Here is a 25225-nt window from a genome sequence, read left to right on the forward strand (position 1 = left end):
AAATCCTGTCGCTGTAGTTACATTAATGAATGTAATTTCAATTAGAAACATAACACACTTCTTAAGGGTCACAGCTGTCATGAAATGGATTATCGATCTCAATACTCGACTCAAACTTTCACTATTAATTATTCCTCCACTGTTAATCTGTTTAATTTATGGTGGCATGTTTGTGCACAATAAATATGAAATACAAACAGAGCTTAATACGGTACTTTCGTTAAGTGAACTGGCCGTTATCAACAGCGCCCTAGTACATGAATTACAAAAGGAGCGTGGCATGAGTGCAGGTTTTCTGGGCTCTAAAGGTCAATCATTTGCTCAGGATTTACCTCAGCAACGCTCAATGACAGACCAACAAGTGTCTAACTTTTCGAGTATTCCAGCTGCAGATCACTTTCCTGCAAAAATCAGTTCAACATTAAGACAAATAGACTCGCAATTACAACAACTTCAAAGTATCCGCCGCTCAGTAGATAATCTAAGCATCTCAGTGGCTGAAGAAGTGAAATATTATTCAGATTTAAATAAAACCCTATTATCCGTGGTTGATGAAACCGCTATGCAAAGTACCATCAGTGAGTTGTCTTTGAAACTCGCTTCATTCGGGGCGTTTTTACAACTAAAAGAACGTGCGGGTATTGAGCGAGCGGTATTAAGTTCGACCTTTGGACAGCAAGGTTTTAAAGCGGGTGGTTATGTAAAGTTTGTGACCTTAGTGGCTGAGCAAAATACCTATGCTGAACGCTTTAGCACTATGGCGACAGATTTGGCATTAAAGCAGTTTGAACAAGATAACCGTTCAAAAGAAGTTAATGCTGTTAATGCCATACGACAAATTGCATTTTCACAAAATGCTGAAGAGATTAAAAATCAACATCCTGAAGTTTGGTTTAAAACATCCACTAACCGAATTAATCTATTGGCTAAATTTGAACAATACCTCGCCACCGAACTCGTAACACTTACCCAGCACAAATTGAGCACGGCTAGTCAACAAATGTGGAGCTCGCTCATTGCATTAACGGTATCGGTATTATTACTAGTTTGGCTAAGTTTATCGGTCTCTAGATATTTAAGTCGCAGTTTAAATCAATTATTTAATAAGGTTAGCCATGCTGGTAATAACTTTGATTTGAGCACGAGAATTGATCACGACTCAACCGATGAGTTTGGTGAGCTAGCGAAAGCCTTCAATGGGATGATGGCAGATTTTGAAACTGTGATTACTCAAGTGAGACACAATGCCAGCCAGCTGGTTAATGTGGTTGAGCAAGTTAATAGCTATGCAAGCAGCATGAGACAATATATTGAACAAGGCCACTTAGAAGCTGAACAGGTGGCGTCAGCGATGACTGAAATGAGCGCAACCGTTACCCAAATTGCCGCTAATGCTGTACAAGCATCCGATGCATCAAGCTCCGCCAATAAAGAAGCCAATATCGGTAATATTGGCGTATCAAAAACGGCGGTGTCTATTAAGCATCTTGCTGGTGAAATTAATGACGCTTCAACGGCGATAAAGACTTTAGATCAAGATGTGCAATCCATTGTTAGCATTTTAGAAGTGATTAGTGCGATTTCAGAGCAAACTAATTTGCTAGCGTTAAATGCCGCTATTGAAGCGGCAAGGGCGGGTGAGCAAGGCCGAGGTTTTGCGGTGGTAGCCGATGAAGTGAGAACCCTCGCCCAAAGAACACAGTCTTCAACAGACGATATTAAACGCATGACTGAACGTTTAAAATCTGGCGCTCAATTAGCGGTGCAAACCATGGAACGTGGTATGGTTAGTGCTGATGAGAGTGTTATTGAAGTTGAACAAGCGGGTAATGAATTACAGCAAATAGTGGCAGAGATAGATACCATTGACAGTATGAATCAGCAAATTGCATCAGCAACACATGAACAAGCGGCAGTGGCCGAAGAGGTAAATCGCAATGCCATGCAAATTAGTGAAATATACAGTCAAACTCAAAACGTTGCGACTGCTTTAAGTCAGCTCAATGAAACCTTATTAGAAGACGCAGCGGCAATGTCTGAGCAAGTACAAAAGTTTACCTTAAGCTAGAAATACGCAGATATTCCCTCGAGCCGACAATTTTTATTGTCGGCTTTTTTTTATATCCGTAAGATACATTTTTCGGCATAATGTTTATCATTTGTTTGCTAACTGTGTCCTATTTGGTCGCAGGTTAAGCAGGCGCTAATTATAAAATTGTATATTTATAAAATACACAATATTAATAATGACTTACAAGGCTTTGATGATGGATTATGTTTCAGTTAATAAGCATGCTTGGAATGAAAGAGCAAAAGTGCATTTTGATTCATCATTTTATGATGTGGCTGGTTTTTTGAAGGGAAAATCTTCATTAACCGAAATTGAAACAGCTGAACTTACTGATGTTAATGGAAAATCTTTATTACACCTGCAATGCCATTTTGGTCTTGATAGCTTATCTTGGGTTCGTAAAGGTGCAATTGTCACTGCAGTTGATTTATCGGATGTTGCCATTGCTAAAGCTAATGAGCTGGCATTGCAATGTGAGCTAAAAGCCGAGTTTATTTGCGCCGATGTGTATCAATTTGGCGATCAAAGTTTGCCCCAATTTACCGATAAGCAAGTCACTGATTTTGACATTGTATTTACCTCATACGGCACCATTTGTTGGCTGCCTTGTCTTGATCGTTGGGCAAATATCATTGCCAAGAGTTTAAAGCAGGGTGGCTGTTTTTATATGGCTGAGTTTCATCCACTACAGGATGTTTTAGAAGGTTATAGTTATTTTCATAAAACTGAGGCTGATGTGGTGGTTGAGGGTAGTTATACCGAATCACATGGTAATTTCGAGTCTGCATCTTCACCGCAATCAACAGCTTCGACACCACAAACTATGCTGACTTGGCCGCATTCATTAAGTGATGTTATTAATGCGCTAATCAAAGCAGGGATCAGAATTGATAGTCTTAACGAGTATCCATTTAGCCCCTATAACTGCTTTGAAAATTTGATAGAGCAAGCGCCTAATCAGTTTCATTCTATTGTTAAAGGTAACTCAGTGCCTTTAGTGTTTACAGTGAAAGGAACCAAAGTCTAAATGGTTTTTGCAAAGGGTAATAAACTTAAGGTCGTGACTGGCTGGAGGGCACTATTTGCCAAAGTGTCGATATTATTATGCGGGCTTATTTTATTAATATATTGGTCGTACTTATATCTCAGTCCCAGTTTGACCATCAGTAATCAATCAGCTCAAGGTGTTGAATCCGCGGTGGTAAAACTTCCCCATAGCCGCTTAGACTTTGGTGACATCGCCGCGATGCATACTAACACCCTGTATTATGATTTAGCGCAGTTAGATGGCGCATATCGTTATCACATAGAGCTTGATAGTGGCGAGATCATCGCAGGTGAGTGCGGTTATATTACTAATTTTGAAATTCATAAAAGAGTGGTAATTACGATTTCAGAGGCTGCGACAATGAGTTGCAGCGTTAATTAATAACCATTTCTAACAATCGCGTCTCAACAAGGTTATTAGGTTTGTTATAGATTTGTTTGTTTTTATATTCAAAAACATTATGACTGTAAACCTGATGGAGAAATTGCGTATTAAGTGCTTATCTTTAAATGAATTTATTTTTATATTGAGGGCTTTTAATATAAATTCAGCTTCCGTCTCTACTATGCGCAGCTTGGTATTTTTTGTACGAAATATCAACGCTTTATTGTCAGTACGCTATAATAGCTAAAGTTGAATTTATTCAGTTTATAGCCTATTACTGAATCATGGTTATTCAAGGATATCCCTACATGATGTTAAGAGTTTTATCAGGTATTTTTTTAGGTTTTACTGCTTTTGCCACTCAAGCAAACGTGAATGCAAACGTGAATGCGTCCGTTAACGAGTCGGTTACAGAAGCTGCGGATGAAGCTATCGAAGTTCAGCCTAAATATGACCGAGTTTTTCCTATTTGGGCACAAGATGCCATTGATTTAGGCTATGAGTTACCTAAGCCGTATGGCATAGGGGTGACCTATATGAATATGGATCAGCCATTGGTGGTAGAAAATGTCAGTTTCTCGGGATTAGGTCTGCTTGATGAAATTGTCTCAATTAAAGGCAGTGAAGCGATTCAAGAGTCAGAAACAATTACCTTTCGTGCTGATATGTGGGTGCTGCCTTTTTTAAATTTATACGGCATTATTGGTAAAACCTCAGGTAGTAGTATTGCAAATGTCACGGTCAACTTAGATCTTCCTCCTCCATTTAAGCCGGTAGAAACCGCTCCTTTTGACTTTGCCTTAAATTTTGAAGGCTTAACCTATGGCGCCGGTGGCACCATTGTTGGCGGTATTGGTAACTGGTTTGCCTTGCTCGATGTTAATTATACCAATACAGATTTAGATATTTTAGAAGGTGAAATCAGTTCAATTGTTGTTTCACCAAGAGTTGGCTACCGTTTTGATATCCGTGGTCACGATACCCAAATTTGGATTGGCGGAATGTACCAAAATGTTGAGCAAACCTTCAGTGGTTTTTTACAGGATATTGGCGTGCCTATTCCTGGTGCTAAATTCGAAGTTAACCAACATTTAGCCGATAAATGGAATGGTTTAATTGGTGGCCAAATTGAGTTGGGTAAAGGGTTTGATTTACTGCTTGAGGGCGGTATTGGTACTCGTACTAGTTTTATGGCAGGTATTGGATATAGGTTTTAATATTGATGAGACTCATAATCCTTAGTTTTTTTGCGCTATTGCTTAGTGGCTGCAGCATTGTTGCCATGGTTGATGATCACCAACAAAACAATTTACTCAAAAACGGTTTTGAGCGTCATCAAATGTCATTGACTGAGGGAGGCGAGTTACATTACTGGCAAGGGGGCGATAGCGCTAAACCCACTTTATTATTACTACACGGTTTTGGTGGTAATGGCATGACCAGCTGGTATGAAATGATGCTCGACTTGAGTGAGGATTATCAAGTGATAGTGCCGGATTTACTGTGGTTTGGTGAGTCCTATAGCGCTGCACCTGCCACTATCAGTAGTGAAACCCAAGCTATGCAACAGTTGATAAGCCAATTAGCGTTAAGCAGCGTTAACCTGGTGGGTATTTCTTTTGGTGGTTTTGTCACTTTTGATTTAATGATCCACGAGCCCAAAGTGGATAAGGTGGTGATGCTAGCAAGTCCTGGACTGATATTTTCAGATGAGGATATGCTAGCAATGACTAAGCGTTTTGGTGCCGATGTGCCTGAAGCGGTGTTTGTGCCTAAAAATGGCCCTGAAGTAAGACGTTTACTTGAAAAAACTTTCGTTGATTATCCATGGATGCCAGCGTTCATCGACCAGCAGGTTTATGAATATTACTTTGCCGACTCTCTGCCACAAAAAGAATCTCTTATTACCACCTTGCCGGCTTATCGGGATCAATTAAACCCCGACGAATTTGCCGACTCTTTACCGTCAACCATCTTAATCTGGGGGGAAAAGGATGTGGTGTTCCCATTAGATAACGGTCGTCGTTTTGCTGAGTTTTTAAATGCACCTATCATAGTTATACCTGACGGTGTTCACGGATTGAGTAATGACTTTCCTAAACAAATTAATAAAGAAATCAGGGCTTTTATTCAATGAAAATCATAAAAATTCCCGTAGCGATATCATTTTTAGGCTTAGTTATGACCTTAGGCGCTTGCTCTAGTAATGAGTGGCAAGTGCGCGCATTACCCACAGATATTGCGGTCAGTGCCGCTTTAGATGATATACCTGATAATGCCTTAGTCAGAGATATTACCCTTCCTGAAAATGCAGCTCTTTCAATGCCCGCCAGTGTCAGACCTTGTTGTGCTTTTGGTTTTGACCAAAAAGTCGCTATGGGGTTATTACCGATCCCTTTTTATCGTCACGCTAACACAGTAGCGCTTGAGGATATTGGCGCACATGCATTTGATGCCGGTACATTTAGTTATGAAAAAGGCTCACCTGATAGCGGTAAGAGCATGGAAAACAATGGCATGCTTTATACCCGTAAAGGCGGCTTTATTGATTTAGCCCATGTGCGTGATACCGCTGATAATGCTATTGCCCTGTTTTATCTTATTCAGCCTAAACTGGGTCAGGCACAGTCAATTGAATTACCATTAGAAATTGGCCATAGAACCTTTGAACTTGCCGCTTTTGATGTGAGTTATTTATCGGCAGATGACCGTTGGGAGTTAGCGGCGGCCATGGCGGTACGCTTAGCCTTTACTATGGCTGAAGCCCATGAAATATCCCAGTGGCATGGTTATCGCAGTTTTGCCTTATGGACAGAAGCGGTATCGGCTTATTCGTTAGAAGATTTATATTCAAACATGCTGGGAGCCAAAATTGCGTTAGCAATCCTGACCAACAATTTAGCCATGACCAAGCAGCAATATGATTATCATATGACGGGTTGGTTAGCGGCCACATTGGCTTGGTTGGAGCCTTTATCTAAAGAGCAAACCAATGCGCTCTTTAGGGCAATCGATGGTGACTGGTGGGACTCAAACGAGCCACTACCAAATAAATTCGTATTACTTAAACGTCATTACCTACTCGGCGACAAACAATCACCTTATTTGGTCAGTAAAGAGCAAGCTCAGGCGAGTGATCAATGGGACAAGGTAGCAGCAGTTTACGACGCGCCTGCATCACCACAACACTTATCATTAGCCGTTGAGCTTTTTGGGATTAACTTTGATGAAGTGGCTGTGCAGCACATTAGTGTAGATAAAAAGTTTGCAGGTTCATTTAGCCACGTACCAGAAGAATTATGGCTTGATGGCTTTACCCATTTGCAGTTTGTAGAGATTGCTAAATATGATGAACGTGAGGATTATAAGTTGTTAAAGCAGCATTTAGCTGAAAACCCTCATTTGACCCATCAACAAACGCCGCTAGATGACTTGCCAGACACTCGCGAACAAACAGAGCCTCAAAATGCTGCAGACACTGGTGCAGCTATTAATGACGCTGCCACAATTGAACCAGCAATAGGTGCGCTGTTAAATGAAAATAATTAGTCCGTTTGTTACTCGCCTACTGATTGTAAATTGTGCCAGCTTTTTTGCCATCAATGCCGCTATTGCTGCCCCATTAACGGAGGCGAATGCGGCTATTTCTGCCAACGCAGAAATAAATTCACAAGTAAATTCAACAATAAAGCCAGAAACGTCAGCGCCAATAACAACAAGCGAAGGAGAGGCGGTATTGGTTGGCGCTGATCAGCTTGAAACCATAACCGATGAAGCTGAAGATCAAGGCTGGTTTGAAAACCTACTGACTAACCTCGGTGCCGATGGTGAGTTTGATCCAGATAAGGGCATTGATTTTAGCTATTTACCTGGGCCATTTTATAACCCTGAAATGAGTTTAGGTGTTGGGATATCTGTGGTTGGGCTATATCAAGTCGACCCAGAGGATACTGTAAGTGATTTATCTTCTTTGGTTATTAATGGTTTAGCCTCAATCAATGGCGCGCTAGGGGTCGGGATTGAAAATAAAACCTTTTTTAATGGTGATAACCAACGTCTTTATTTAAATGCCAATGTGTATGACATACCGGATGTGTACTACGGCGTAGGTTATGAATTTAACCAGCAAGACTTAAATCGGGTTGAATTTAATAGTCAAACATTTCAAGTTAACCCTATGTTCCTGCAGCGCATATCCGCCCATAGTTTTGTGGGAGCAGGTTTTGATTTTACCTATGCAAAGGCCACGGATGTTGATGTGGTCTCAATTGATGTGGATGTTGACCCTTTACAAGAAGTTTCTCGTAATGTTGGGGTCAATTTATTAATTAACTATGATACCCGCGATCATGTGCTTAACCCGCAGCAGGGGAGCATTAGCCAGTTTGAGATTGGCGTGTATCGCGAAGATTTTGGCGGCAAGCACGACTTTGAAGTCTATAACGCTTTATACAGTGCCTATTATCCAATCCTTGATGATGACACCATAGCATGGCAAGTACGCGGACGCTTCACCCACGGCGATGTACCTTGGGATCAGCTATCTAAAATCGGTGGAGGTAATTCATTACGGGGCTACACCACGGGTCGCTATCGTGACAAACAAATGCTGCTGGCTCAGGTGGAGTATCGACAACATTTAACAGGCAGGCACGGCATGGTTTATTGGGTTGGTGCAGGCAGTATTGCAGACAAAGTGGGCGAACTGTCCTTTGATGAGTTACTGCCTAATATTGGTATCGGTTATCGTTTAGAGGTTAAGCCTAAAGTCAATTTGCGCCTAGATTTAGCGTTTGGTGATGGTGACAGCGGCTTTTACTTTAACGTCAATGAAGCCTTCTAGCGGCCCTTAGCAGTGCTAACTCTGTTTGCACTGCTTTAATAACGCTTCAAAAAAGTCGCTGCCTTTTCTTTCTGCAAAAGCAATATTACGCTCTGGTATGGTTTCAGGTTCGTTATATTCGGCTAAGGCGGCTTCCATACTGGCTTCGCGAATAATATGGATGGTTGGATAAGGCGCACGATTGGTATAGTTTGCTGCGCTGTCTTGGGGCTCTCCCTCAAAACAATAGTCAGGGTGAAAACTTGCTAACTGATATACCCCTTCATAGTCATGCTCAAGTAACTTGTCATTGGCCAAGTCAACAATATCAAGATAGCTGTAAAACCCTTCAAAGCCACGAGGCAAGATAAACAGTGTGGTTTCTGCTTGTGGATTTTCATCCAAATACTGACATTCAGTTAAAAAATCCTTCATTACCTGCTTTACTTTGGTTTGTTCACAAGTGAAATAGCGAATGCTATTGCGTTCGATTTCACGGCGGGCAAAAGGACAAATATTGTATTTCATAATCACTTTAGAAACCCAGTTGGCAGTTTCTAATTCGACTTGACTAATTTCAGACATATAAACCTATTGTTACTACTTGGGTTAACTATTGGGTAGGATCATCGGAATGATCGACAGCACTAATAACACTGCCATCGAAACATTGAAAATGCGTTGCTGTCGTTGATTTTTTAATAACTTTTTCAGCCCAACCCCAAAACTTAGCCACACAGAGCCACAGGGCAGTGCGATACATAAAAAGACCATGGCAATAGTGAGCACTTGAGGTGTTAACGGTTGCTCAATGTTCGTGAAAGTCGCAATGGTACCAATTGCAATTATCCAGCCTTTAGGATTGACCCATTGAAAGGCTGCAGCTTGTATAAAGCTAAAGGGTTTACTGGTTTGTTTACCTTCTAAATTACTGTTGTTGTTAGCAATTAGCCAAGAAAGGTAAAGTAAGTAAGTGATCCCAACGACTTTTATAATTTGATGCATGATGGGGTAGGTTTGAAATAAGCTACTTAACCCCAGACCAATGGCCAGTATCATGGTCGGAAAGCCCAAAGAAATACCCATCAAGTGGGGAATACTACGTTTAACACCAAAGTTCACTCCTGAGGTCATCAACATAATATTGTTTGGCCCAGGGGTTATACCGGCTGAAAAGGCGAATAATGCAATAGTAAAAATTAATTCCATATAAGGTTTTGTTTTGGGGGTTAGGATAAAAGATTTTTGAACTGCATATTAGCCTTAATTTAAACAGTAACCTAGTGAAAATTAATCCCTGAATGATGCGAATGACACTGCCAGCATTTTTTGTGAGTTACATTGGTTTGCTAAATGATGGGTTTGAGTGGCGCTGGTGTTACGCCTGTGTTTTGTTTTATAAGTGCTTGGATGGTGAATACTGGCTATTAAGTTTGTGATCTCGTTGAATTTCAGTCAGGTTAGGTTATGGTTTATATGGTAGATTTATATTAATAAGAGGTTTTGTAACCTTCTAAACTACCAATCTGGTTGAAATAGATAGTTGAGGCGTAAATGATAAAGAAACAACATTTTTTATGGGTGAGTTTATTATTGATTTTCTTAACTGGCTGCACCAGTAAAGAGGCCACAGAAGTCCATGTGCCAACAAGTGTTACTATGGTTACCACTGGTGATTTAGGCGCAATATCGCCTTATGGCAAAACCTTTGCTTGGCATCCAACGATGTTTAGTGTTCATACTGCTAATAAGCTTGATGATGAAGAGCTTATTAAACATATGCGCCAATCTATTACTAAAATTATGGATAAAAAAGACTATTCATTGGTGAGTGAAGCGCAGTCGCCAAGTATGGTCATAGGTTTTGGCATGGCGTTAGAGTCTGAAATGAGCGATAAAGAAATTATGGACAAGGCTGGCTTAGTCGCTGGACTATCAACAGCAGGGATAGATGACGAGTTTGAAAAGGGTTCTGTACTTGTAGCGATATTTATTCCTAATAGTCAACAACCTATTTGGCGTGTACTTGCTCAAGGTTTCACTGAAACAGATAAACCGGTTCAAAATCGAGAACAACGCTTTGATAAATTAACCACCATGATGCTAAGAGCTATCCCACATAATGACAGCTACTGAATTATTTAATAATTAACAAGGCTTTAATTAAGCAATTGCGTCCAAAAACTAAAAACCGCCGACAGTGATGTCGGCGGCTTTTTTGTTAAAGCAAGCTGTTAGTATTAATCTAAACAATCACATTTATATGAAGAATTAACGCAAGGTGACTGGCTATTGCGCGATTTCTACTTCGTAAGATGAAAACTTTCTGATGTTAATCACCCCAGTGTCAAAGATTAAGTACTGGCCTTTGATACCTTGTAAAACCCCGGTGACCTCAGGTGTTTTATCAAAGTTATGCGACTTAACTTTTTTAGGAAATTCAGTGATAGGGAAATGAATGCTTTGTATCGAATTATCGAGCCTTTCGATAACAAAATCAGGGTTTTCTTGCTGCAGTTCAACGAGTCTCTGCTCTACTTCAGGCATTAATTGCTGAGCCATTTCTACTAAATCAACATCATCAGCATTGCCCTTTAACATGGCTTGCCAATTAGTTTTATCATTGATGAGTTTAGCAAACTCAACTTCCACTAAACCTGACAATTGGCGAGTTGAGACCTTGAAAATAGGTAGCCCTTGGGTGGCACCTTGGTCAATCCAACGCGTGGGGATTTGGGTGTAACGGGTAATGCCGACTTTGATGCCTGAAGTATTTGATAGGTAAACAAAGTGAGGCACAAAACAATGAGTTTGCGCCCATTCTGGCTCACGGCAAGTACCTTGATCAAAATGGCAGGTTTCAGGTTTCATGATGCATAAATCACAGCTTGCCAGCTTTTGCATGCACACATAGCAGTGGCCCTGAGAGTAGCTCTTCTTGGTTTTTTTACCGCAATTACAACAGAAAATATTGCCTGTATGGCTAAGGGTTAGGGTTTTACCAATTAATGGGTTTAGCGCAACGCTATTATCGCCAACCGGCAGTTCGTACTGCACTTCATCTTGTTCATTAAGGTGAGTGCGCATTTTTGATAAGGTGCCTAACATCGGTATTCTCTTATATTGTGGTGTTATTGTTGATTATGTCATGCAGTCTACCAGATGAATGCCCGTTAGATTAACCGCTTTTTTAGATTGGCTTTAGGGAGAAATACTCCTTAAATACGCTCAAGTAGGGGATAAAAAGTCATGGACTTGGCCATGACTGATTATTTTGCATCTCAAGCTTTCAATACTTCTGAATATGCTGTTCAAGTGCCTTGAAAAATATTGACTATTAAGCACTTTTACTGAGCTTATCTAATACCACATCATCACCTAACTCATACAAAGAGTCAGTAAGTTGCTCTTCTTGGCATGGATCTGATAACCCCAAGCCCATTGTAGCCCTGAACAAGGCGATGCCTGTGTGGCCAGCAGTTTCTTGTTTGCTACTAAATTGCTCGATGTTGATCCCAAGGGCATTGATCTTATTTGAGATTTCCAGCACTAAGCCTTCACGGTCATAAGCGACTAAATTGAAGCTGAGACGTTTTATTGGTACAGGGGTTTGGCTGGTTTTATTAAAGCTGCAGGTTAGGCCGTCAATGCACTCTAAAGCATCTAATAATGCGTCCCATTTAAGGGCTGATACTTCTAACTGTAATATTGCCGCAAAAATGCCATCAATATGACGCATTTCTGAGTCCAGCCAGTTACCGTTATGACGACTTATTACATTGGCGATTTGTTCAACTAATCCTTTTCTATCAGGTGCTTGAAGGGTTATCAGGTAATGAAGCATAAAATAAACTCCCAAAATTTTAACAAATAAATCTGCTGTAACACTACTGTCATAAAGACGTCATATAATTCAGCTCAATAAAATATGGCATTTATAGTCTGCCATAAACACAAGCTAAATAGCTGTTTTAAAACTGGCAATTTGCTTAAAGAAAAAACAGTTCGCTTAAGTAAAAAGCACCGTTTAGTTAGTAACACAGCGAATCAAACAATCATAGCGAAATATCGTTAACGATTAATTATAGAGGTTCTTAATGGAAAGTCAGGTAAGTCAGCCTGGTTCTGCGGCGAAGAGTTTGTTAGTAAACAGACAAACCAGCCGTAGAGCGTTTATGGATAAGGCAGCTGAAGTGGGTGTCACTGTGGGTGGCACCATGGTATTTGTCGCTTTGTTGCTGATTTTCTTTTATTTATTGTATGTGATTAAACCTATATTTGATGGCGCCGATGTTGAGCCTATTTCAACCATCAGCTATCAACAAACTGAGGTCGCGACCTTAATGGTCGGCAGTGATGAGCAAAATGAAATTGCTTATCGGGTATTAGTCGATGGCCAAGTTGATTTTTATTCAGTTGCAGGGCGTCAGTTAATCACCAGCTTCAAACCTAAGCTTCCTAAGGGCGCAACGGTTGTTAGTAGCGCTAAAGCTAAACCTAACGAGCAACGTTTTGCCTTAGGCTTAAGCACTGGTGAAGCATTAATCGTCGGGGTGGATTTTGGAGTAACTTACCCAGATAACAAGCGCACCATTATCCCAAGATTACGTTATCCACTGGGTGAAACACCGATTATGGTGGATGAAGGCCAAGCCCTTAACAATCTGGTTTTTGATTATATCGATAATCGTGTTGGTTTTGCTTATCAAGATGACAATGGCTCGTGGAAGCTAAGTCGCCTTGAAGGCGAAGAAAACATGATGACTGAAGAAATCGAATGGTATTCAGATTTAACCTATATCAAAGATGCACCCAATAATGCCTTTACGGCCTTAATGACACCGGATCATCGTCAATTGATCCTGCCAACATCGAATAAACTGTTTATTTATGATATTCGCAATAGTGACGAACCTAGCTTGTTGCAAGTTATCGATGTGAAAAATGGTAAGTCAGTGGTGTCGAAAGTGATGCTGCTAGCAGGTGCTAGTTCAATTTTAGTCAGTTATGATAATGGCTTAATTGACCAGTATTTCCAAGTCAGTGGTCGCAGTGGTCGTTTGTATCAAAAAATAAGACACTTTGACAATGACGCTAAAGTCGGAGCCATGACGACAGAGTTTTACCGTAAAAGTTTTGCGGTAGTCAGCCCTGAAGGTGAGCTATCACTGCTTTATACCACCAGTCAGCGCAACTTATTCACTGAAACATTTGATATCGCCAACCCGGGCGCGATGGCATTTAGCCCTCGTTCAAACGCCTTAGTGGTTGAAGCTAATAATAAGCTCAACATTTTCGCGGTTGATAATGCTCACCCTGAAGTGTCTTGGAGTGCTTTGTGGGAAAAGGTCTGGTACGAAGGTTACCCAGAGCCACAATATGTATGGCAGTCAACCTCGGGCTCAGATGATTTTGAAGCAAAATTAAGCTTAATGCCGTTAGCTTTTGGCACCATGAAAGCGGCATTTTATGCAATGTTATTTGCCGTGCCACTGGCCATTGCAGGGGCGATTTATACCGCCTACTTTATGTCGCCAAAAGTGCGCGGCGTGGTTAAGCCGACCATTGAAATCATGGAAGCACTGCCGACAGTAATTTTAGGCTTCTTAGCTGGCCTTTGGTTAGCGCCATTGATTGAAGATCACTTACCGGGCATTTTAGTGTTACTCACATTACTGCCCACCAGTATTTTAGTCAGTGCATTTACCTGGAGTAAATTGCCAGCGAAATGGAAGCAACGCCTACCTGAAACCTATCAAGAGATCATGTTAATTCCAGTGATTTTGTTTGTGGGGTGGTTCTCATTTGAGATTAGCCCTGTAATCGAAATCGCCTTCTTTGATGGTAATACCCGTCAGTTCATTACCAATGATTTAGGCATTACATTCGATCAACGCAACGCCTTTGTTGTGGGTATTGCGATGGGTTTTGCGGTTATTCCAACAATTTTCTCCATTGCTGAAGATGCGATTTTCTCAGTGCCACGTCATTTATCAAATGGTTCACTGGCACTGGGCGCGACTAACTGGCAGACCTTAACCCGCGTGGTGCTGCTTACGGCAAGCCCAGGTATTTTCTCTGCCATCATGATGGGTTTAGGCCGCGCAGTGGGGGAGACCATGATTGTATTAATGGCAACAGGTAACACCGCAATCCTTGAGTGGAGTGTGTTTGAAGGGATGCGTACTCTAGCGGCAAATATCGCCGTCGAGATGCCAGAGTCTGCCATTGGTAGTTCCCATTACCGTGTGCTATTCCTTGCGGCATTTGTGTTGTTTGTATTCACCTTTGTCTTTAACACCATTGCTGAAGTGGTACGCCAACGTCTACGTGAACGTTATAGCTCACTTTAAGGAATGAAGATGAACAGAGTTTTTAATATTTCGCCAATCGCCTTGAGAGGTTTGTGCAATGGGTAAGTGGTTTAAATCAGGTTCTCCATGGATTTGGATGACTGGCGGTGCGGTGAGCATTTGTTTGATTGCAGTACTGGGTTTGTTGTTATTGATTGCGTGGCGCGGCTTAAGTTACTTCTGGCCTGCCGATATTTATCAGTGGCAGCTAGAAGACAATAATGGCGTTAAAACAACCCTAATTGGTGAAATCTACGACCGTGAAGAAGTGCCCACTGAACGTTTAATTGCAGCGGGTCATCAGTTTGATGAACATCCTGGCGAGTTTGTGACTCGTTACTTAGTTAAAACCGGTAACCGTGAATTCGTTGGCTTAGATTTTCGCTGGATCCTCGGCACCGATATCGTCAGCCGTGAAAAGCCAGCTGATGTGGCCATGCTCGAAAGGGCTAAAAATGGTAACTTTTACGGTTATCCAATTGCGGTCATTGAAGACGGTAAGCGCTTAAATATTACCGGCGAGGCCATTGAAACTTCGTTAGTAGCACATATCAAGCGTGCAGTTGATATTGCTGATGAGGCGCTGGCACTGCAAAAGTCTGAAATTGGTTCAGTGAACTATGCCTTAGAGCGTTTGCGCCTAAAAGAGCGTAAATATGAACTGGATGGCAAACTCACTCCAGCGATTAAAGCTGAGATGGACGCCCAAGCAGAGCAGTTAAACCAAGACTACTTAGTCATGGAAAAAGACTTATTTGCCCTGCGCGACAAAGCGGCGCGAGATTCAGTGGTTGTGCGTGATATGCGTGGTGAAGAGGTCACCTTAAAACTTGATAGCGTGCTTGATGTTAGCTATGTCAATCACATGAACATCGTCGATAAACTCGGTCATTGGTTTGTGGGCATGGGGCGTTTTATTAGCCAAGACCCACGTGAAGCTAACACCGAAGGCGGCGTGTTTCCTGCTATTTTTGGTACGGTATTTATGGTGATGCTCATGGCGGTTATCGTGACCCCATTTGGCGTAATCGCGGCAATTTATTTACATGAGTACGCCAAAAAAGGGCCAATTACTAAGATGATCCGTATTGCGGTGATTAACTTAGCCGGTGTGCCATCAATCGTTTATGGTGTATTTGGTTTGGGCTTCTTTGTGTATATGCTTGGTGGTTCGTTAGATCAGCTGTTTTACCCTGAAGCATTGCCTGCGCCAACGTTTGGTTCTCCAGGGGTGATTTGGTCAGCCTTAACCTTGGCTATCTTAACTTTACCTGTGGTGATTGTATCTACGGAAGAGGGCTTAAGCCGTATTCCAAGTGCCGTGCGTCAAGGCAGCTTAGCCTTAGGGGCAACCAAATTTGAAACCTTATGGCGCATTGTTATTCCAATGGCAAGCCCTGCGATTATGACCGGACTTATTCTTGCGGTCGCCCGAGCAGCAGGTGAGGTAGCACCACTGATGTTAGTGGGCGTGGTAAAACTGGCGCCGACATTACCGATTGATATGAACTTCCCGTTTGTGCATTTAGAACGTAAGTTTATGCATCTTGGGTTCCATATTTATGACGTTGGCTTTCAAAGCCCTAACGTTGAAGCGGCGAGACCATTGGTTTACGCGACTTCATTCTTATTAGTATCTGTGATTGTGACACTTAACTTAACAGCAATTAGTGTACGTAATCACTTACGTGAAAAATTCCGTTCGCTAGAACATTAATTAGCGATATCCTGAGGAAAATACAAAAATGATTTCAATTGATCAACGCGCAACTAAATCTAACATTATTGATTTAGCAAACTTACCCGCACAGGATACTGCCCTAGAAATTCGTAACCTTGATTTACGTTATGGTGATAAGCAGGCGTTATATAACGTTGGAATGAAAATTCCTAAAAAACAAGTCACCGCCTTTATTGGCCCAAGTGGTTGTGGTAAATCAACCTTACTGCGTTGTATTAACCGCATGAATGACTTGGTTGAAACCTGTAAAATCAGTGGTGAAATCTTACTGAACGGGCAAAATATTTATGACAAAAATGTTGATGTCGCTCAGTTGCGTCGAAATGTCGGTATGGTTTTCCAGCGCCCAAACCCATTTCCTAAATCAATTTATGAGAATGTGGTTTATGGCTTACGCCTACAAGGGGTGAGTAATCGCCGCGAACTAGACGAAGCTGCTGAAATGTCATTACGTGGCGCTGCGATTTGGGATGAAGTGAAAGATCGCTTACACGATAATGCTTTTGGCCTATCGGGTGGTCAGCAACAACGTTTGGTTATTGCTCGCGCTATTGCTATTGAGCCTGAAGTGTTATTGCTTGATGAGCCCACATCAGCACTGGATCCTATTTCAACCTTAACCATCGAAGAGCTGATCACTGAGCTTAAATCGAAATACACAGTAGTGATAGTGACCCATAACATGCAACAAGCGGCGCGGGTTTCTGATCAAACCGCCTTTATGTACATGGGCGAGTTGATTGAATATGCGGATACCAATACCATTTTCACCACGCCGCAAAAGCGTAAAACCGAAGATTACATCACAGGTCGTTACGGTTAATAATAACGAAGTGAGTAAGCTGGCGCTTATGGCAAGTCATTGGTGAGAAAGTCAGAGATAATTAAGGTAATAAAGTAATGGAAAACAAAAGTTTAAATAAGCATATTTCTGGACAGTTTAATGCTGAATTAGAAGATATTCGTAACCGTGTTTTGGCCATGGGCGGTTTAGTTGAGCGCCAACTTGAACAAGCCCTTGATGCTCTTGGTAGCTTAGATGCCGAGCTTGCCCAAAAAGTGATTAATGGCGATCACCGCGTAAATGGCATGGAAGTGTCAATTGATGAAGAATGCACCCGCATTATTGCTAAGCGCCAACCAGCGGCAAGTGACTTACGTTTAATTATCACCATAACTAAAACTATTACTGATTTAGAGCGTATTGGTGATGCTTGTGTACGTATCGCAAAAGCAGCATTAGATAAACGTTTAAACAATCAACAGCCATTATTGGTGAGTATTGAAAACATGGGTCGCCATGCAACCCGTACCTTGCATTCGACACTGGACGCGCTTGCACGTATGGATGCTGATAATGCCTTAGAGTTACACAAAGAAGATGCCAAACTAGACAAAGAATATGAAGGGATTATTCGTCAGTTAATGACCTATATGATGGAAGATCCTCGCTCAATTCCTGGTGTGTTAGATGTACTTTGGGCTGCGCGGGCGGTTGAGCGTGTGGGGGACCGCTGTAAAAACATTTGTGAGTACATTATCTATTTCGTTAAAGGTAAAGATGTTCGCCATACTTCCTATGAAGAGATGGAAAAAGATCTAAATATGTAAGCTATGTTTGCCTGCAAGCAAAAAATAACAGTCTCATTATGGTTAATGGGACTTTTTTATTGCTGTCACTTTTATGCTGGTAGTGCTAATGCTGTGAGCCAACTCACAAAAGTTAATTAGCCTTTGCTCTACAAGGGGGCTAAATAGGCTGGAGCATTAGCAAACTGTGTTAAAATTTCTGTAATTCCTCGTTCGTTTTGTAGGCTCAATGAAAAACACCCTTTCTCGTGGTTTAACTAACTTACTGCCAATGGCACTGAGTCTGTGGTTATTCTGGTCATTATTTATTTCTTTAGATGGTTTAGGCCATTTACTGCTAGATATTGTTAATTTAGAAAACAGCTTTGTCGGCGCCGGGTTTATTTTGGTGGCAGTGTTAGTGTTTATTTCAGGGCTGTTATTTTCATTTAGCCCATTTGCTTGGTTATACGCTTGGCTTGAGCGTCAATTAATGAAGTTCCCGCTGTTTAAATCTGTCTATGGCAGTATTCGTGATATTGCGAACTTAATGAAACGAGACGGTAAGCCAAAGAATCAAAAAACCGTATTGATCAAGCAAGCCAATGGCGGTTATGTGGTTGGCTTTATCATGAATCAACAGGCGCCTAAACCGCTTACTGAAGCCCTACCTGAAGGTGATTGGGTGCCAGTATTGTTTCAGCTTAGCTACCAAATGGCTGGGGTGACGAGTTTAGTCAAGCGTGAAGATTTAATTGAAGTCGATTGGTCATTTGAAGATGCCATGCGCTTTAACTTAACTGCGGGGATCTCGATTGCTAATGCCAATACTAATACAAACGCTAATGCCAATAGTGATATAAACGCTAATGCCAATAGTGATATAAACGCTAATGCCAATAGTGATATAAACGCTAATGCCAATAGTGATATAAACGCTAATGCCAATAGTGATATAAACGCTAATGCCAATAGTGATACAAACGCTAATGCCAATAGTGATATAAACGCTAATGCCAATAGTGATATAAACGCTAATGCCAATACTAATACAAACGCTAATGCCAATAGTGATATAAACGCTAATGCCAATAGTGATATAAACGCAAATGCTAGCGGCAATGCAACTAGCGATGAAGCGTCAGCTAATGAAACTTTGGCGTCAGATAATAGCACTTCAGCAACTAAGAAATAGTGCTTTTTAATCCCAATGCGCGCGAGTACAAATTTACCCCTCAATGATTACGTTAAACGCAATCCAATAGAACCAGCCTATACTTATGCAATTGTCAGCGCAATTGTTACCTATGTAGCTGTGTTCATTATCCTATTTACAGGTCTCAATCATGTTTAAGAAAGCGAGTGTTAACCCTCCGGTTTTCTTCCCTTCAGTATTGCTTATTTTTGTCATGGTATTTATTTGTGCCGTTTGGCCAAATGAAGCTAGCCAATTTTTTAAAGCCATTCAAAGTTGGTTAGAAGTTAAAGCGGGCTGGTTGTATATTGTTGGGGTGGCTATTTTTCTCATCTTTATTATTTTTGTCATGATGAGCCGTTTTGGTGACATCAAACTAGGCCCAGATCATTCCGTGCCTGACTACAGCTTTAAAAGCTGGGTATCTATGCTGTTTTCTGCAGGGATGGGTATTGGATTAATGTTCTTTGGCGTGGCAGAGCCAGTGATGCATTATTTAGCCCCACCTGATGCAACGCCTGAGTCACTGGAGGCTGCAAAAGATGCCATGAAGATTACTTTTTACCATTATGGCATCCATATTTGGTCAATCTATGCCGTAGTGGCTTTAAGCTTAGCGTATTTCTCATATCGTCATAAACTGCCTTTACTGCCACGTTCTGCCTTATATCCACTCATTGGCGAGCGTATCTATGGCCCTATAGGGCACGCGGTTGATACGTTTGCGGTGATCGGCACCATGTTTGGCGTAGCAACCTCATTGGGCTTTGGGGTGCTACAGGTCAATTCAGGCTTAAGTTATTTAATTGATGGTTTGCCAAATAACATCACTGTGCAAATTATTATCATTATGGCGATTACCGCGATAGCAACGGTTTCTGTTTTTGCAGGCTTAGATAGAGGCGTTAAACGTTTAAGTGAGCTTAACCTTGCGTTAGCACTGCTATTGCTTGTGGCAGTTTTAGTTCTTGGACCAACAGTGCTGTTACTGCAAGCATTTGTTCAAAATACCGGTGGTTATTTAAGTGATATTGTGGGTAAAACCTTTAACTTATACGCCTACGAGCAAAAAGATGATTGGCTTGGTGGCTGGACATTATTGTATTGGGGCTGGTGGATCTCATGGTCGCCATTTGTAGGTACTTTTATTGCTCGTGTCAGTCGTGGGCGCACTATTCGAGAATTCTTAGTCGGGGTGTTATTTTTCCCAACTGGCATCACTTTCCTATGGATGACAGTATTTGGTAATAGCGCCATTGATATGATTAGAAACCATGGGGCGAGTTATCTATCGGATGCGGTTTCTAATGATGTATCGGTGGCCTTGTTTCGATTTTTTGAGCATCTACCATTTTCATCAGTATTGTCCATCATTGCCATATTCTTAGTGGTAACATTTTTTGTTACTTCATCAGATTCCGGCTCGTTAGTGATTGATAACTTGACCTCAGGCGGTAATGAACAAGCGCCAGTAGGCCAGCGAGTTTTTTGGGCGATACTGCAAGGTGTTGTCGCGAGCGTATTATTACTCGCTGGTGGCTTACAAGCGTTACAAACAGCAGCGATTGCCAGTGCAATGCCAATCATGATTGTGATGCTATTGATGTGCCTTGGCTTGTATAAAGCCTTACAAGATGATCGCTTGAAATTAGAAAGTGTGCAGCAACACAATACCAGTGTGCAATTTGCTAAAGCCAACATGAGCTGGGAAGATCGTATTGATGTACTGGTCTCTCACCCCAGTCAAGAAGATGCGCAGCGATTTTTAGATAACATCGCCAAACCGGGACTTGAACAAGTCAGACAAATATTTTTAGCTAAAAATATGCCTGCTGTCATCACCCAAGATGATGAAAGGGTACGTTTATTGATCGGTAACAACGAAACCCTGCAGTTTGCTTATGGGCTGCGTATTCGAGCATTTACCATGAATGGTGCCGATGTCGAAGGCTTTGCTAGTGAGCAAGACTATTATCGGGTGGAAGTGTTCTTAGAGCACGGCGGTCAGCATTACGATGTGATGGGTTATACTCAAGAGCAAATTATTGCAGATATCGTTAATCAATATGAACGCTATTTACACTACCAGCATTTGTCTAATTCAGAGTTAGTGACTTACTAGCGGCTGCTTGTTTTAAGCGGTGCTTGTTTTAAGTGGTGCTTGTTTTAAGTGATGTTAGTATTACTCGAGCAGTGCAATTGTGATAGAAAACATTGCCCCAACCGATAACAGCGCTTATCCTTGGGGTAATTTTGTAATGAAAGTAAATTGGAAAGTCGATGTCAGCTACTCAAAGTAAATTAGATAAAGTATTAGCAGAAGCCAGAGATTACAAAGCCACTCGTGAAAAAGGCTACCGTGAACAAGCCTTAAAACTCTATCCTTGGATATGTGGCCGTTGTACACGTGAGTTTACTCATAAGAATTTATCTGAGCTGACGGTACACCATGTTGATCATAACCATGATAACAACCCGTCAGATGGCTCGAACTGGGAATTGTTATGCTTGTATTGCCACGATAATGAACATTCTCGATTTGAAGAGTTGATCCGTTATGGCAATACCACTGAAACCAAGCAAGAAGCCGCTACCTATAATCCATTTGCAGATTTAAAAGCAATGATGAAAAAGTAGCTTTGTTTACTGATACTCAGATGAAAAGCCCATATTTATGGGCTTTTTTGTGCTTGGCTGAAAGCTTTATTGCTCAGCTTTACAATTCAAGGCTGTTCAATTTCCGCTTGGGCTTTTAACCACTTCTCACGGCTGATTATCTGGCTATTATTACCGCCTTTCATTCGTTCTTTTCGTTGTGGCAGTTGTTGCCATACCGCTTGTTTTTTCTCTTCACTGGCTTGTCCCCAGCCAACAATTTCATTGATGTGGCGAAAACAGCCCATGCAGTAATCTGCTTCATTTAAGCCGCATTTGGCGACGCAAGGTGAGTGCATTGTTAATCCTTTACCGTTCTAAAGTCTTGGCATTTATTGATTAAACCATATGGACAAATTAAATAAATAAAACTAGGCTGCGACTAGCTATAGTTTATTGAATTAATTAAGTTATTTGCAAGTTTAATTGGTTGTAACTATGGCTTTGTTGTCAGTGTTTCGTTGGTTTTTTGCTATAATAAATAGCCAACTTGCTGCTTTATTGTGTCGCTATTGCGTGGAGAGTACCATGAAATCATGGTTTAATTTAGCTGTAAAAAATCTTGCTAGCCTGAGTAGTCGTTGCTGGTTTGCTCAGTTTCACCCCCTTATTATCACCTGTAAAAAACTGCTTAGCCTTATGAGTATCGGCTTGTTATCTTTAAGTTTAACGGCTTGTTCACTGCTAGAAGTTAAGCTTGAAAGTGGCGTTGAACCCTTACCTAAAGAGCAGATAAACATGCGTATGTTTAGCCGTGAATTTAGTTATAGCTTTTATGCTGAAATTGAAGCCACCGCAGACCGCATTGCAGCTAATAGCGATGATGACAACGTTAGAGCTAACACCTTAATGTGGAAAATTTACGCTGAGCAAAGCCTGCAGCGGGCTATATTCCAAGCCTCTCCAGTAGCGGCAATGCTCGATACTTGGGTGTTGACCGAGCAAATGAAGCAGTTTTATGAAACTGGTGCTGGCAGTGAGTTATTCGGTGAACAACAGCAGCTCGCGATAGATAGCAGTGAAAAATTAGCGGATCAATTCGTCTCGACAGTAAAAGGCTTTATTAGCAACCAAAAGTTCAAAAATAATCAAGCGTTTGTGAGCCAATATGTGGCTGAAAATCCGCTTGAGGATATTACCTTTACCCGCACTACTGCCTTTAATGCTTGGTTGGCTTTTAGCAATATTTCAGAGTTTGAAGCCATTACCACTTTTGGTTCAATGCCTGAGGTGATGAGTGATATGTCTGATCGTATGGCGATGACCACTGAGCAGATGCCAAAAATTCTTGGCTGGAAAGCCGAGTTATATGCACTTCATGCTGATGTTAGCGCCGCTGATATAGAATTAGCCCTTAAAAATATCAGTGAAACCACCAAAAAATTTCAGCAGTTAATGCAGCAAACCCCTGAAATGATGACCATGCTTGCCGGTGATATGCGAGTGGAGCTGGCGCCATTATTAGATCAACTGAGTGATGTCACAGATGATAAACTGCAGCAGTTATCAAAAGAGCGTGAATCACTAGCCTTAATTATTGTTCACGAGCGAGAAGCGTTAGCGCAAATGATTGCTGATGAACGCAGCGCTGCTATTCAAGATTTAGATGCACTAACCCAAAAAACCGTTGAATTAGTGTTTGCCCAAGTGATTGAGTTAATTAAAAGTGTGATTGTGTATTTCATTTTATTCTTAATTGCGATATTTTTTGCGCCTCTAGCTATGGGGGTTTGGTTAGGTAAACGCATGGCGGTTCGAAAGTCTGAACCCAAATCTAACCCTAAATCAGCTATCAAAGTCGCAGGTAGTGAGAGTGCTTAATGATGGTGTAAACCATCAATCACACCAATAAACCATAGGATGCCAATGAGCACACAGATTGCCATGAACTGCGCGACAGACGCTAACAATTGTAGCGACAATAGCGCCAAGCTAGGCCAGCTTAGCGAGTGCTTACTAAAGCTAAATAGTTTGTGGCAAGTGAAAGCCTTTGATTGTCAGCAATTACCTTGGTCTGAGCAGTTTCCTTGCTTAGCCGCAAAGGTTTGGGCCATTGCTGATACTGACATAGAGGCACTAGATGTAGCTCAAGGGGCATTGGTATCGGCGTTACTGCCGTCATTGATGCAAGATATGCAGCAGTTGGGGATGAAAATTGATGGCTTAGCCGCGATGTTAAGCACATCGACAAATGGTGATGTATCGTTAACGAGACCAGAACCCAAACCGTTCGAACCACACGCTGTAGAAATAGGCCTGTCTGACACTGAGCTTAGCCATTTCGGCGCCCATATCAAAGGCCGAAAGTGGCAGCAAATTACTGCTTTTTCAGCGCATATTCCTAAAGGAAACCCGATTGTTGAATGGTGTGCAGGTAAAGGCCATTTAGGGCGTTATATTGCTAAAACCCATCAAGTTAAGGTTAGCAGTTTAGAGTGGCAACAAAGCTTGTGTGAGCAAGGCCAGCAGTTTGCAGACAAGTGGCAATTGCCGCAGCAGTTTCATTGTGTTGATGTGTTTAACTTAGCCAATAGTACATTAGGGGCCAACCCGCTAAGTTCAGAGCAACATGCCATTGCGTTACATGCCTGTGGTGATTTACATGTTAGGCTGCTGGAGTTAGCCGCTCAAGCAAACACCAAACAAATCTCGTTTTCACCTTGTTGTTATCATCTTATTCAAGCTAATTACTATCAGCCGCTATCCCATGCTGCAAAAAACAGTGGCCTTAAGCTATCGCGACATGATTTACAGTTGCCGCTGCAGCAAAGTGTGATTGCCAATGACAAGCAGCAAGCATTACGACATCAAGAAATTGCTTGGCGCTTAGGCTTTGATAGCTTGCAGCGAGATATTAGCGGTAATGATCGCTATCTGCCGATCCCCAGTGTTAAACGAAGCCAGTTATCGGCATCATTTAGTGATTTTTGTTATTGGGCTGGGGCGCAAAAACAAGTCAATATCGGCGCTGTAACCGACTTTGATGCCTATCTTGCTCAAGGGGTAGCTAGGCAAAGGCTAACTCAGCGTATCGATCTAGTCGCGCACCTGTTTAGGCACGCTTTAGAGCAGTGGTTATTACTGGATAGAATGTGCTTTTTACAACAGCAGGGTTATCAAGTTACCATGGTTGAATTTTGTGCAAACGAAATCACACCAAGGAATTGGTTAATTCAAGCTGAAAAATTAACCTAATTAAATAATTCTGTTCGAATAGTTTTCTAAGGTACTGTTTAATAGTTTTTATTTTAAATCCTCTTGATTAACCCCTTTAGTGATACAGTTAATACCCCAGCGATAAACTGCGGCTTTGGTAGATTTATATATTACTAATTGTGGTTTTGTATTGAATATTGAAGCTTTTCTTGTTCAAATGGCGGGTTAGTA

General features: G+C 41.5%; 21 protein-coding genes and 1 pseudogene. 17 read left to right on the forward strand and 5 right to left on the reverse strand.

Going from position 1 to position 25225, the window contains the following annotated elements:
- The first annotated feature begins 79 nt into the window (after nucleotides 1–79).
- The 7 genes from BCU57_RS03290 to BCU57_RS03320 all read left to right on the forward strand — a co-directional run bounded on the left by BCU57_RS03290 (nucleotide 80) and on the right by BCU57_RS03320 (nucleotide 8346).
- Nucleotides 80–2068, forward strand: a complete 1989-nt coding sequence (locus tag BCU57_RS03290; protein WP_102437705.1) for a methyl-accepting chemotaxis protein — start codon at nucleotides 80–82, stop codon at nucleotides 2066–2068.
- A 199-nt stretch (nucleotides 2069–2267) separates the two neighbouring features.
- Nucleotides 2268–3098 (forward strand): class I SAM-dependent methyltransferase, encoded by an 831-nt coding sequence (locus BCU57_RS03295; protein ID WP_102437703.1) that lies wholly within the window; start codon nucleotides 2268–2270, stop codon nucleotides 3096–3098.
- A complete protein-coding gene (locus BCU57_RS03300) occupies nucleotides 3099–3500 on the forward strand; it encodes a hypothetical protein (protein WP_102437701.1) in 402 nt (133 codons plus the stop codon).
- Between the two features lie 311 nt (nucleotides 3501–3811).
- A complete protein-coding gene (locus BCU57_RS03305; RefSeq protein WP_198589917.1) occupies nucleotides 3812–4720 on the forward strand; it encodes a virulence protein in 909 nt (302 codons plus the stop codon).
- A gap of 5 nt (nucleotides 4721–4725) precedes the next feature.
- Entirely contained in the window at nucleotides 4726–5640 is a 915-nt protein-coding gene (locus BCU57_RS03310; protein ID WP_102437699.1) for an alpha/beta fold hydrolase, read from the forward strand.
- On the forward strand, nucleotides 5637–7052 hold the full coding sequence (locus BCU57_RS03315; protein ID WP_198589253.1) for a DUF4056 domain-containing protein: 1416 nt from the start codon (nucleotides 5637–5639) through the stop codon (nucleotides 7050–7052). Before BCU57_RS03310 ends, BCU57_RS03315 begins: the two co-directional genes overlap by 4 nt.
- Nucleotides 7039–8346, forward strand: a complete 1308-nt coding sequence (locus BCU57_RS03320; protein WP_102437697.1) for a BamA/TamA family outer membrane protein — start codon at nucleotides 7039–7041, stop codon at nucleotides 8344–8346. The genes BCU57_RS03315 and BCU57_RS03320 overlap by 14 nt, the downstream gene beginning before the upstream one ends.
- Before the next feature lie 15 nt (nucleotides 8347–8361).
- Here BCU57_RS03320 and BCU57_RS03325 read toward each other — a convergent pair whose 3' ends face one another.
- Nucleotides 8362–8910 (reverse strand): DUF1415 domain-containing protein, encoded by a 549-nt coding sequence (locus BCU57_RS03325; RefSeq protein WP_102437695.1) that lies wholly within the window; start codon nucleotides 8908–8910, stop codon nucleotides 8362–8364.
- 24 nt (nucleotides 8911–8934) lie between these two features.
- Nucleotides 8935–9534 (reverse strand): LysE family translocator, encoded by a 600-nt coding sequence (locus BCU57_RS03330; protein ID WP_102437693.1) that lies wholly within the window; start codon nucleotides 9532–9534, stop codon nucleotides 8935–8937.
- A gap of 345 nt (nucleotides 9535–9879) precedes the next feature.
- Here BCU57_RS03330 and BCU57_RS03335 point away from each other — a divergent pair, with 345 nt between their 5' ends.
- Nucleotides 9880–10461: a DUF4136 domain-containing protein gene (locus BCU57_RS03335; RefSeq protein WP_102437691.1), complete on the forward strand. Its 582-nt coding sequence runs from the start codon at nucleotides 9880–9882 to the stop codon at nucleotides 10459–10461.
- A 153-nt stretch (nucleotides 10462–10614) separates the two neighbouring features.
- On the opposite strand, the gene BCU57_RS03340 is transcribed toward BCU57_RS03335, so the two are convergent.
- Together BCU57_RS03340 and BCU57_RS03345 are read right to left on the reverse strand one after the other, a co-directional pair.
- Nucleotides 10615–11433: a DUF2797 domain-containing protein gene (locus BCU57_RS03340; RefSeq protein WP_102437689.1), complete on the reverse strand. Its 819-nt coding sequence runs from the start codon at nucleotides 11431–11433 to the stop codon at nucleotides 10615–10617.
- 229 nt (nucleotides 11434–11662) lie between these two features.
- The gene (locus BCU57_RS03345; protein WP_102437687.1) at nucleotides 11663–12169 is read right to left on the reverse strand and encodes a glycine cleavage system protein R; all 507 of its coding nucleotides are present in this window, start codon (nucleotides 12167–12169) and stop codon (nucleotides 11663–11665) included.
- Between the two features lie 253 nt (nucleotides 12170–12422).
- Between BCU57_RS03345 and BCU57_RS03350 the strand changes: the two genes are divergently transcribed.
- From BCU57_RS03350 to BCU57_RS03380, 7 genes and pseudogenes are all read left to right on the forward strand, one after another.
- On the forward strand, nucleotides 12423–14678 hold the full coding sequence (locus BCU57_RS03350) for an ABC transporter permease subunit (RefSeq protein ID WP_102437685.1): 2256 nt from the start codon (nucleotides 12423–12425) through the stop codon (nucleotides 14676–14678).
- Between the two features lie 58 nt (nucleotides 14679–14736).
- Nucleotides 14737–16395, forward strand: a complete 1659-nt coding sequence (pstA, locus tag BCU57_RS03355) for a phosphate ABC transporter permease PstA (protein WP_102437683.1) — start codon at nucleotides 14737–14739, stop codon at nucleotides 16393–16395.
- 28 nt (nucleotides 16396–16423) lie between these two features.
- On the forward strand, nucleotides 16424–17242 hold the full coding sequence (gene pstB, locus BCU57_RS03360; protein WP_102437681.1) for a phosphate ABC transporter ATP-binding protein PstB: 819 nt from the start codon (nucleotides 16424–16426) through the stop codon (nucleotides 17240–17242).
- Between the two features lie 77 nt (nucleotides 17243–17319).
- Nucleotides 17320–18030, forward strand: a complete 711-nt coding sequence (gene phoU / locus BCU57_RS03365) for a phosphate signaling complex protein PhoU (RefSeq protein WP_102437679.1) — start codon at nucleotides 17320–17322, stop codon at nucleotides 18028–18030.
- Between the two features lie 208 nt (nucleotides 18031–18238).
- Nucleotides 18239–18802 (forward strand): annotated as a pseudogene (locus BCU57_RS03370) (DUF502 domain-containing protein); the annotation flags it as partial.
- A gap of 532 nt (nucleotides 18803–19334) precedes the next feature.
- Nucleotides 19335–21305 (forward strand): BCCT family transporter, encoded by a 1971-nt coding sequence (locus tag BCU57_RS03375; RefSeq protein WP_102437675.1) that lies wholly within the window; start codon nucleotides 19335–19337, stop codon nucleotides 21303–21305.
- Nucleotides 21306–21463: 158 nt separating this feature from the next.
- Complete coding sequence (locus BCU57_RS03380) at nucleotides 21464–21820, forward strand: YajD family HNH nuclease (protein WP_076539886.1); 357 nt, start codon at nucleotides 21464–21466, stop codon at nucleotides 21818–21820.
- 86 nt (nucleotides 21821–21906) lie between these two features.
- On the opposite strand, the gene BCU57_RS03385 is transcribed toward BCU57_RS03380, so the two are convergent.
- The gene (locus tag BCU57_RS03385) at nucleotides 21907–22137 is read right to left on the reverse strand and encodes a DUF1289 domain-containing protein (protein WP_102437673.1); all 231 of its coding nucleotides are present in this window, start codon (nucleotides 22135–22137) and stop codon (nucleotides 21907–21909) included.
- A 229-nt stretch (nucleotides 22138–22366) separates the two neighbouring features.
- Between BCU57_RS03385 and BCU57_RS03390 the strand changes: the two genes are divergently transcribed.
- Together BCU57_RS03390 and BCU57_RS03395 are read left to right on the forward strand one after the other, a co-directional pair.
- Nucleotides 22367–23659, forward strand: a complete 1293-nt coding sequence (locus BCU57_RS03390; protein WP_347231995.1) for a chemotaxis protein — start codon at nucleotides 22367–22369, stop codon at nucleotides 23657–23659.
- A gap of 45 nt (nucleotides 23660–23704) precedes the next feature.
- Nucleotides 23705–25033 carry a methyltransferase gene (locus tag BCU57_RS03395; RefSeq protein ID WP_413211393.1) on the forward strand — a complete coding sequence of 443 codons (1329 nt, stop codon included), beginning with the start codon at nucleotides 23705–23707 and terminating at the stop codon, nucleotides 25031–25033.
- Nucleotides 25034–25225 lie beyond the last annotated feature (192 nt).

The sequence above is a fragment of the Shewanella sp. 10N.286.48.B5 genome (assembly GCF_002874355.2).
In the GTDB taxonomy this organism is placed as follows: domain Bacteria; phylum Pseudomonadota; class Gammaproteobacteria; order Enterobacterales; family Shewanellaceae; genus Shewanella.

What these genes read in the sequence shown, in the direction of transcription:
- BCU57_RS03290 (WP_102437705.1), top strand. Translation starts at nt 80, where the DNA reads ATGAAATGGATTATCGATCTCAATACTCGACTCAAACTTTCACTATTA.
- BCU57_RS03295 (WP_102437703.1), top strand. Translation starts at nt 2,268, where the DNA reads ATGGATTATGTTTCAGTTAATAAGCATGCTTGGAATGAAAGAGCAAAA.
- BCU57_RS03300 (WP_102437701.1), top strand. Translation starts at nt 3,099, where the DNA reads ATGGTTTTTGCAAAGGGTAATAAACTTAAGGTCGTGACTGGCTGGAGG.
- BCU57_RS03305 (WP_198589917.1), top strand. Translation starts at nt 3,812, where the DNA reads ATGATGTTAAGAGTTTTATCAGGTATTTTTTTAGGTTTTACTGCTTTT.
- BCU57_RS03310 (WP_102437699.1), top strand. Translation starts at nt 4,726, where the DNA reads ATGAGACTCATAATCCTTAGTTTTTTTGCGCTATTGCTTAGTGGCTGC.
- BCU57_RS03315 (WP_198589253.1), top strand. Translation starts at nt 5,637, where the DNA reads ATGAAAATCATAAAAATTCCCGTAGCGATATCATTTTTAGGCTTAGTT.
- BCU57_RS03320 (WP_102437697.1), top strand. Translation starts at nt 7,039, where the DNA reads ATGAAAATAATTAGTCCGTTTGTTACTCGCCTACTGATTGTAAATTGT.
- BCU57_RS03325 (WP_102437695.1), bottom strand. Translation starts at nt 8,910, where the DNA reads ATGTCTGAAATTAGTCAAGTCGAATTAGAAACTGCCAACTGGGTTTCT.
- BCU57_RS03330 (WP_102437693.1), bottom strand. Translation starts at nt 9,534, where the DNA reads ATGGAATTAATTTTTACTATTGCATTATTCGCCTTTTCAGCCGGTATA.
- BCU57_RS03335 (WP_102437691.1), top strand. Translation starts at nt 9,880, where the DNA reads ATGATAAAGAAACAACATTTTTTATGGGTGAGTTTATTATTGATTTTC.
- BCU57_RS03340 (WP_102437689.1), bottom strand. Translation starts at nt 11,433, where the DNA reads ATGTTAGGCACCTTATCAAAAATGCGCACTCACCTTAATGAACAAGAT.
- BCU57_RS03345 (WP_102437687.1), bottom strand. Translation starts at nt 12,169, where the DNA reads ATGCTTCATTACCTGATAACCCTTCAAGCACCTGATAGAAAAGGATTA.
- BCU57_RS03350 (WP_102437685.1), top strand. Translation starts at nt 12,423, where the DNA reads ATGGAAAGTCAGGTAAGTCAGCCTGGTTCTGCGGCGAAGAGTTTGTTA.
- pstA (WP_102437683.1), top strand. Translation starts at nt 14,737, where the DNA reads ATGGGTAAGTGGTTTAAATCAGGTTCTCCATGGATTTGGATGACTGGC.
- pstB (WP_102437681.1), top strand. Translation starts at nt 16,424, where the DNA reads ATGATTTCAATTGATCAACGCGCAACTAAATCTAACATTATTGATTTA.
- phoU (WP_102437679.1), top strand. Translation starts at nt 17,320, where the DNA reads ATGGAAAACAAAAGTTTAAATAAGCATATTTCTGGACAGTTTAATGCT.
- BCU57_RS03375 (WP_102437675.1), top strand. Translation starts at nt 19,335, where the DNA reads ATGTTTAAGAAAGCGAGTGTTAACCCTCCGGTTTTCTTCCCTTCAGTA.
- BCU57_RS03380 (WP_076539886.1), top strand. Translation starts at nt 21,464, where the DNA reads ATGTCAGCTACTCAAAGTAAATTAGATAAAGTATTAGCAGAAGCCAGA.
- BCU57_RS03385 (WP_102437673.1), bottom strand. Translation starts at nt 22,137, where the DNA reads ATGCACTCACCTTGCGTCGCCAAATGCGGCTTAAATGAAGCAGATTAC.
- BCU57_RS03390 (WP_347231995.1), top strand. Translation starts at nt 22,367, where the DNA reads ATGAAATCATGGTTTAATTTAGCTGTAAAAAATCTTGCTAGCCTGAGT.
- BCU57_RS03395 (WP_413211393.1), top strand. Translation starts at nt 23,705, where the DNA reads ATGAGCACACAGATTGCCATGAACTGCGCGACAGACGCTAACAATTGT.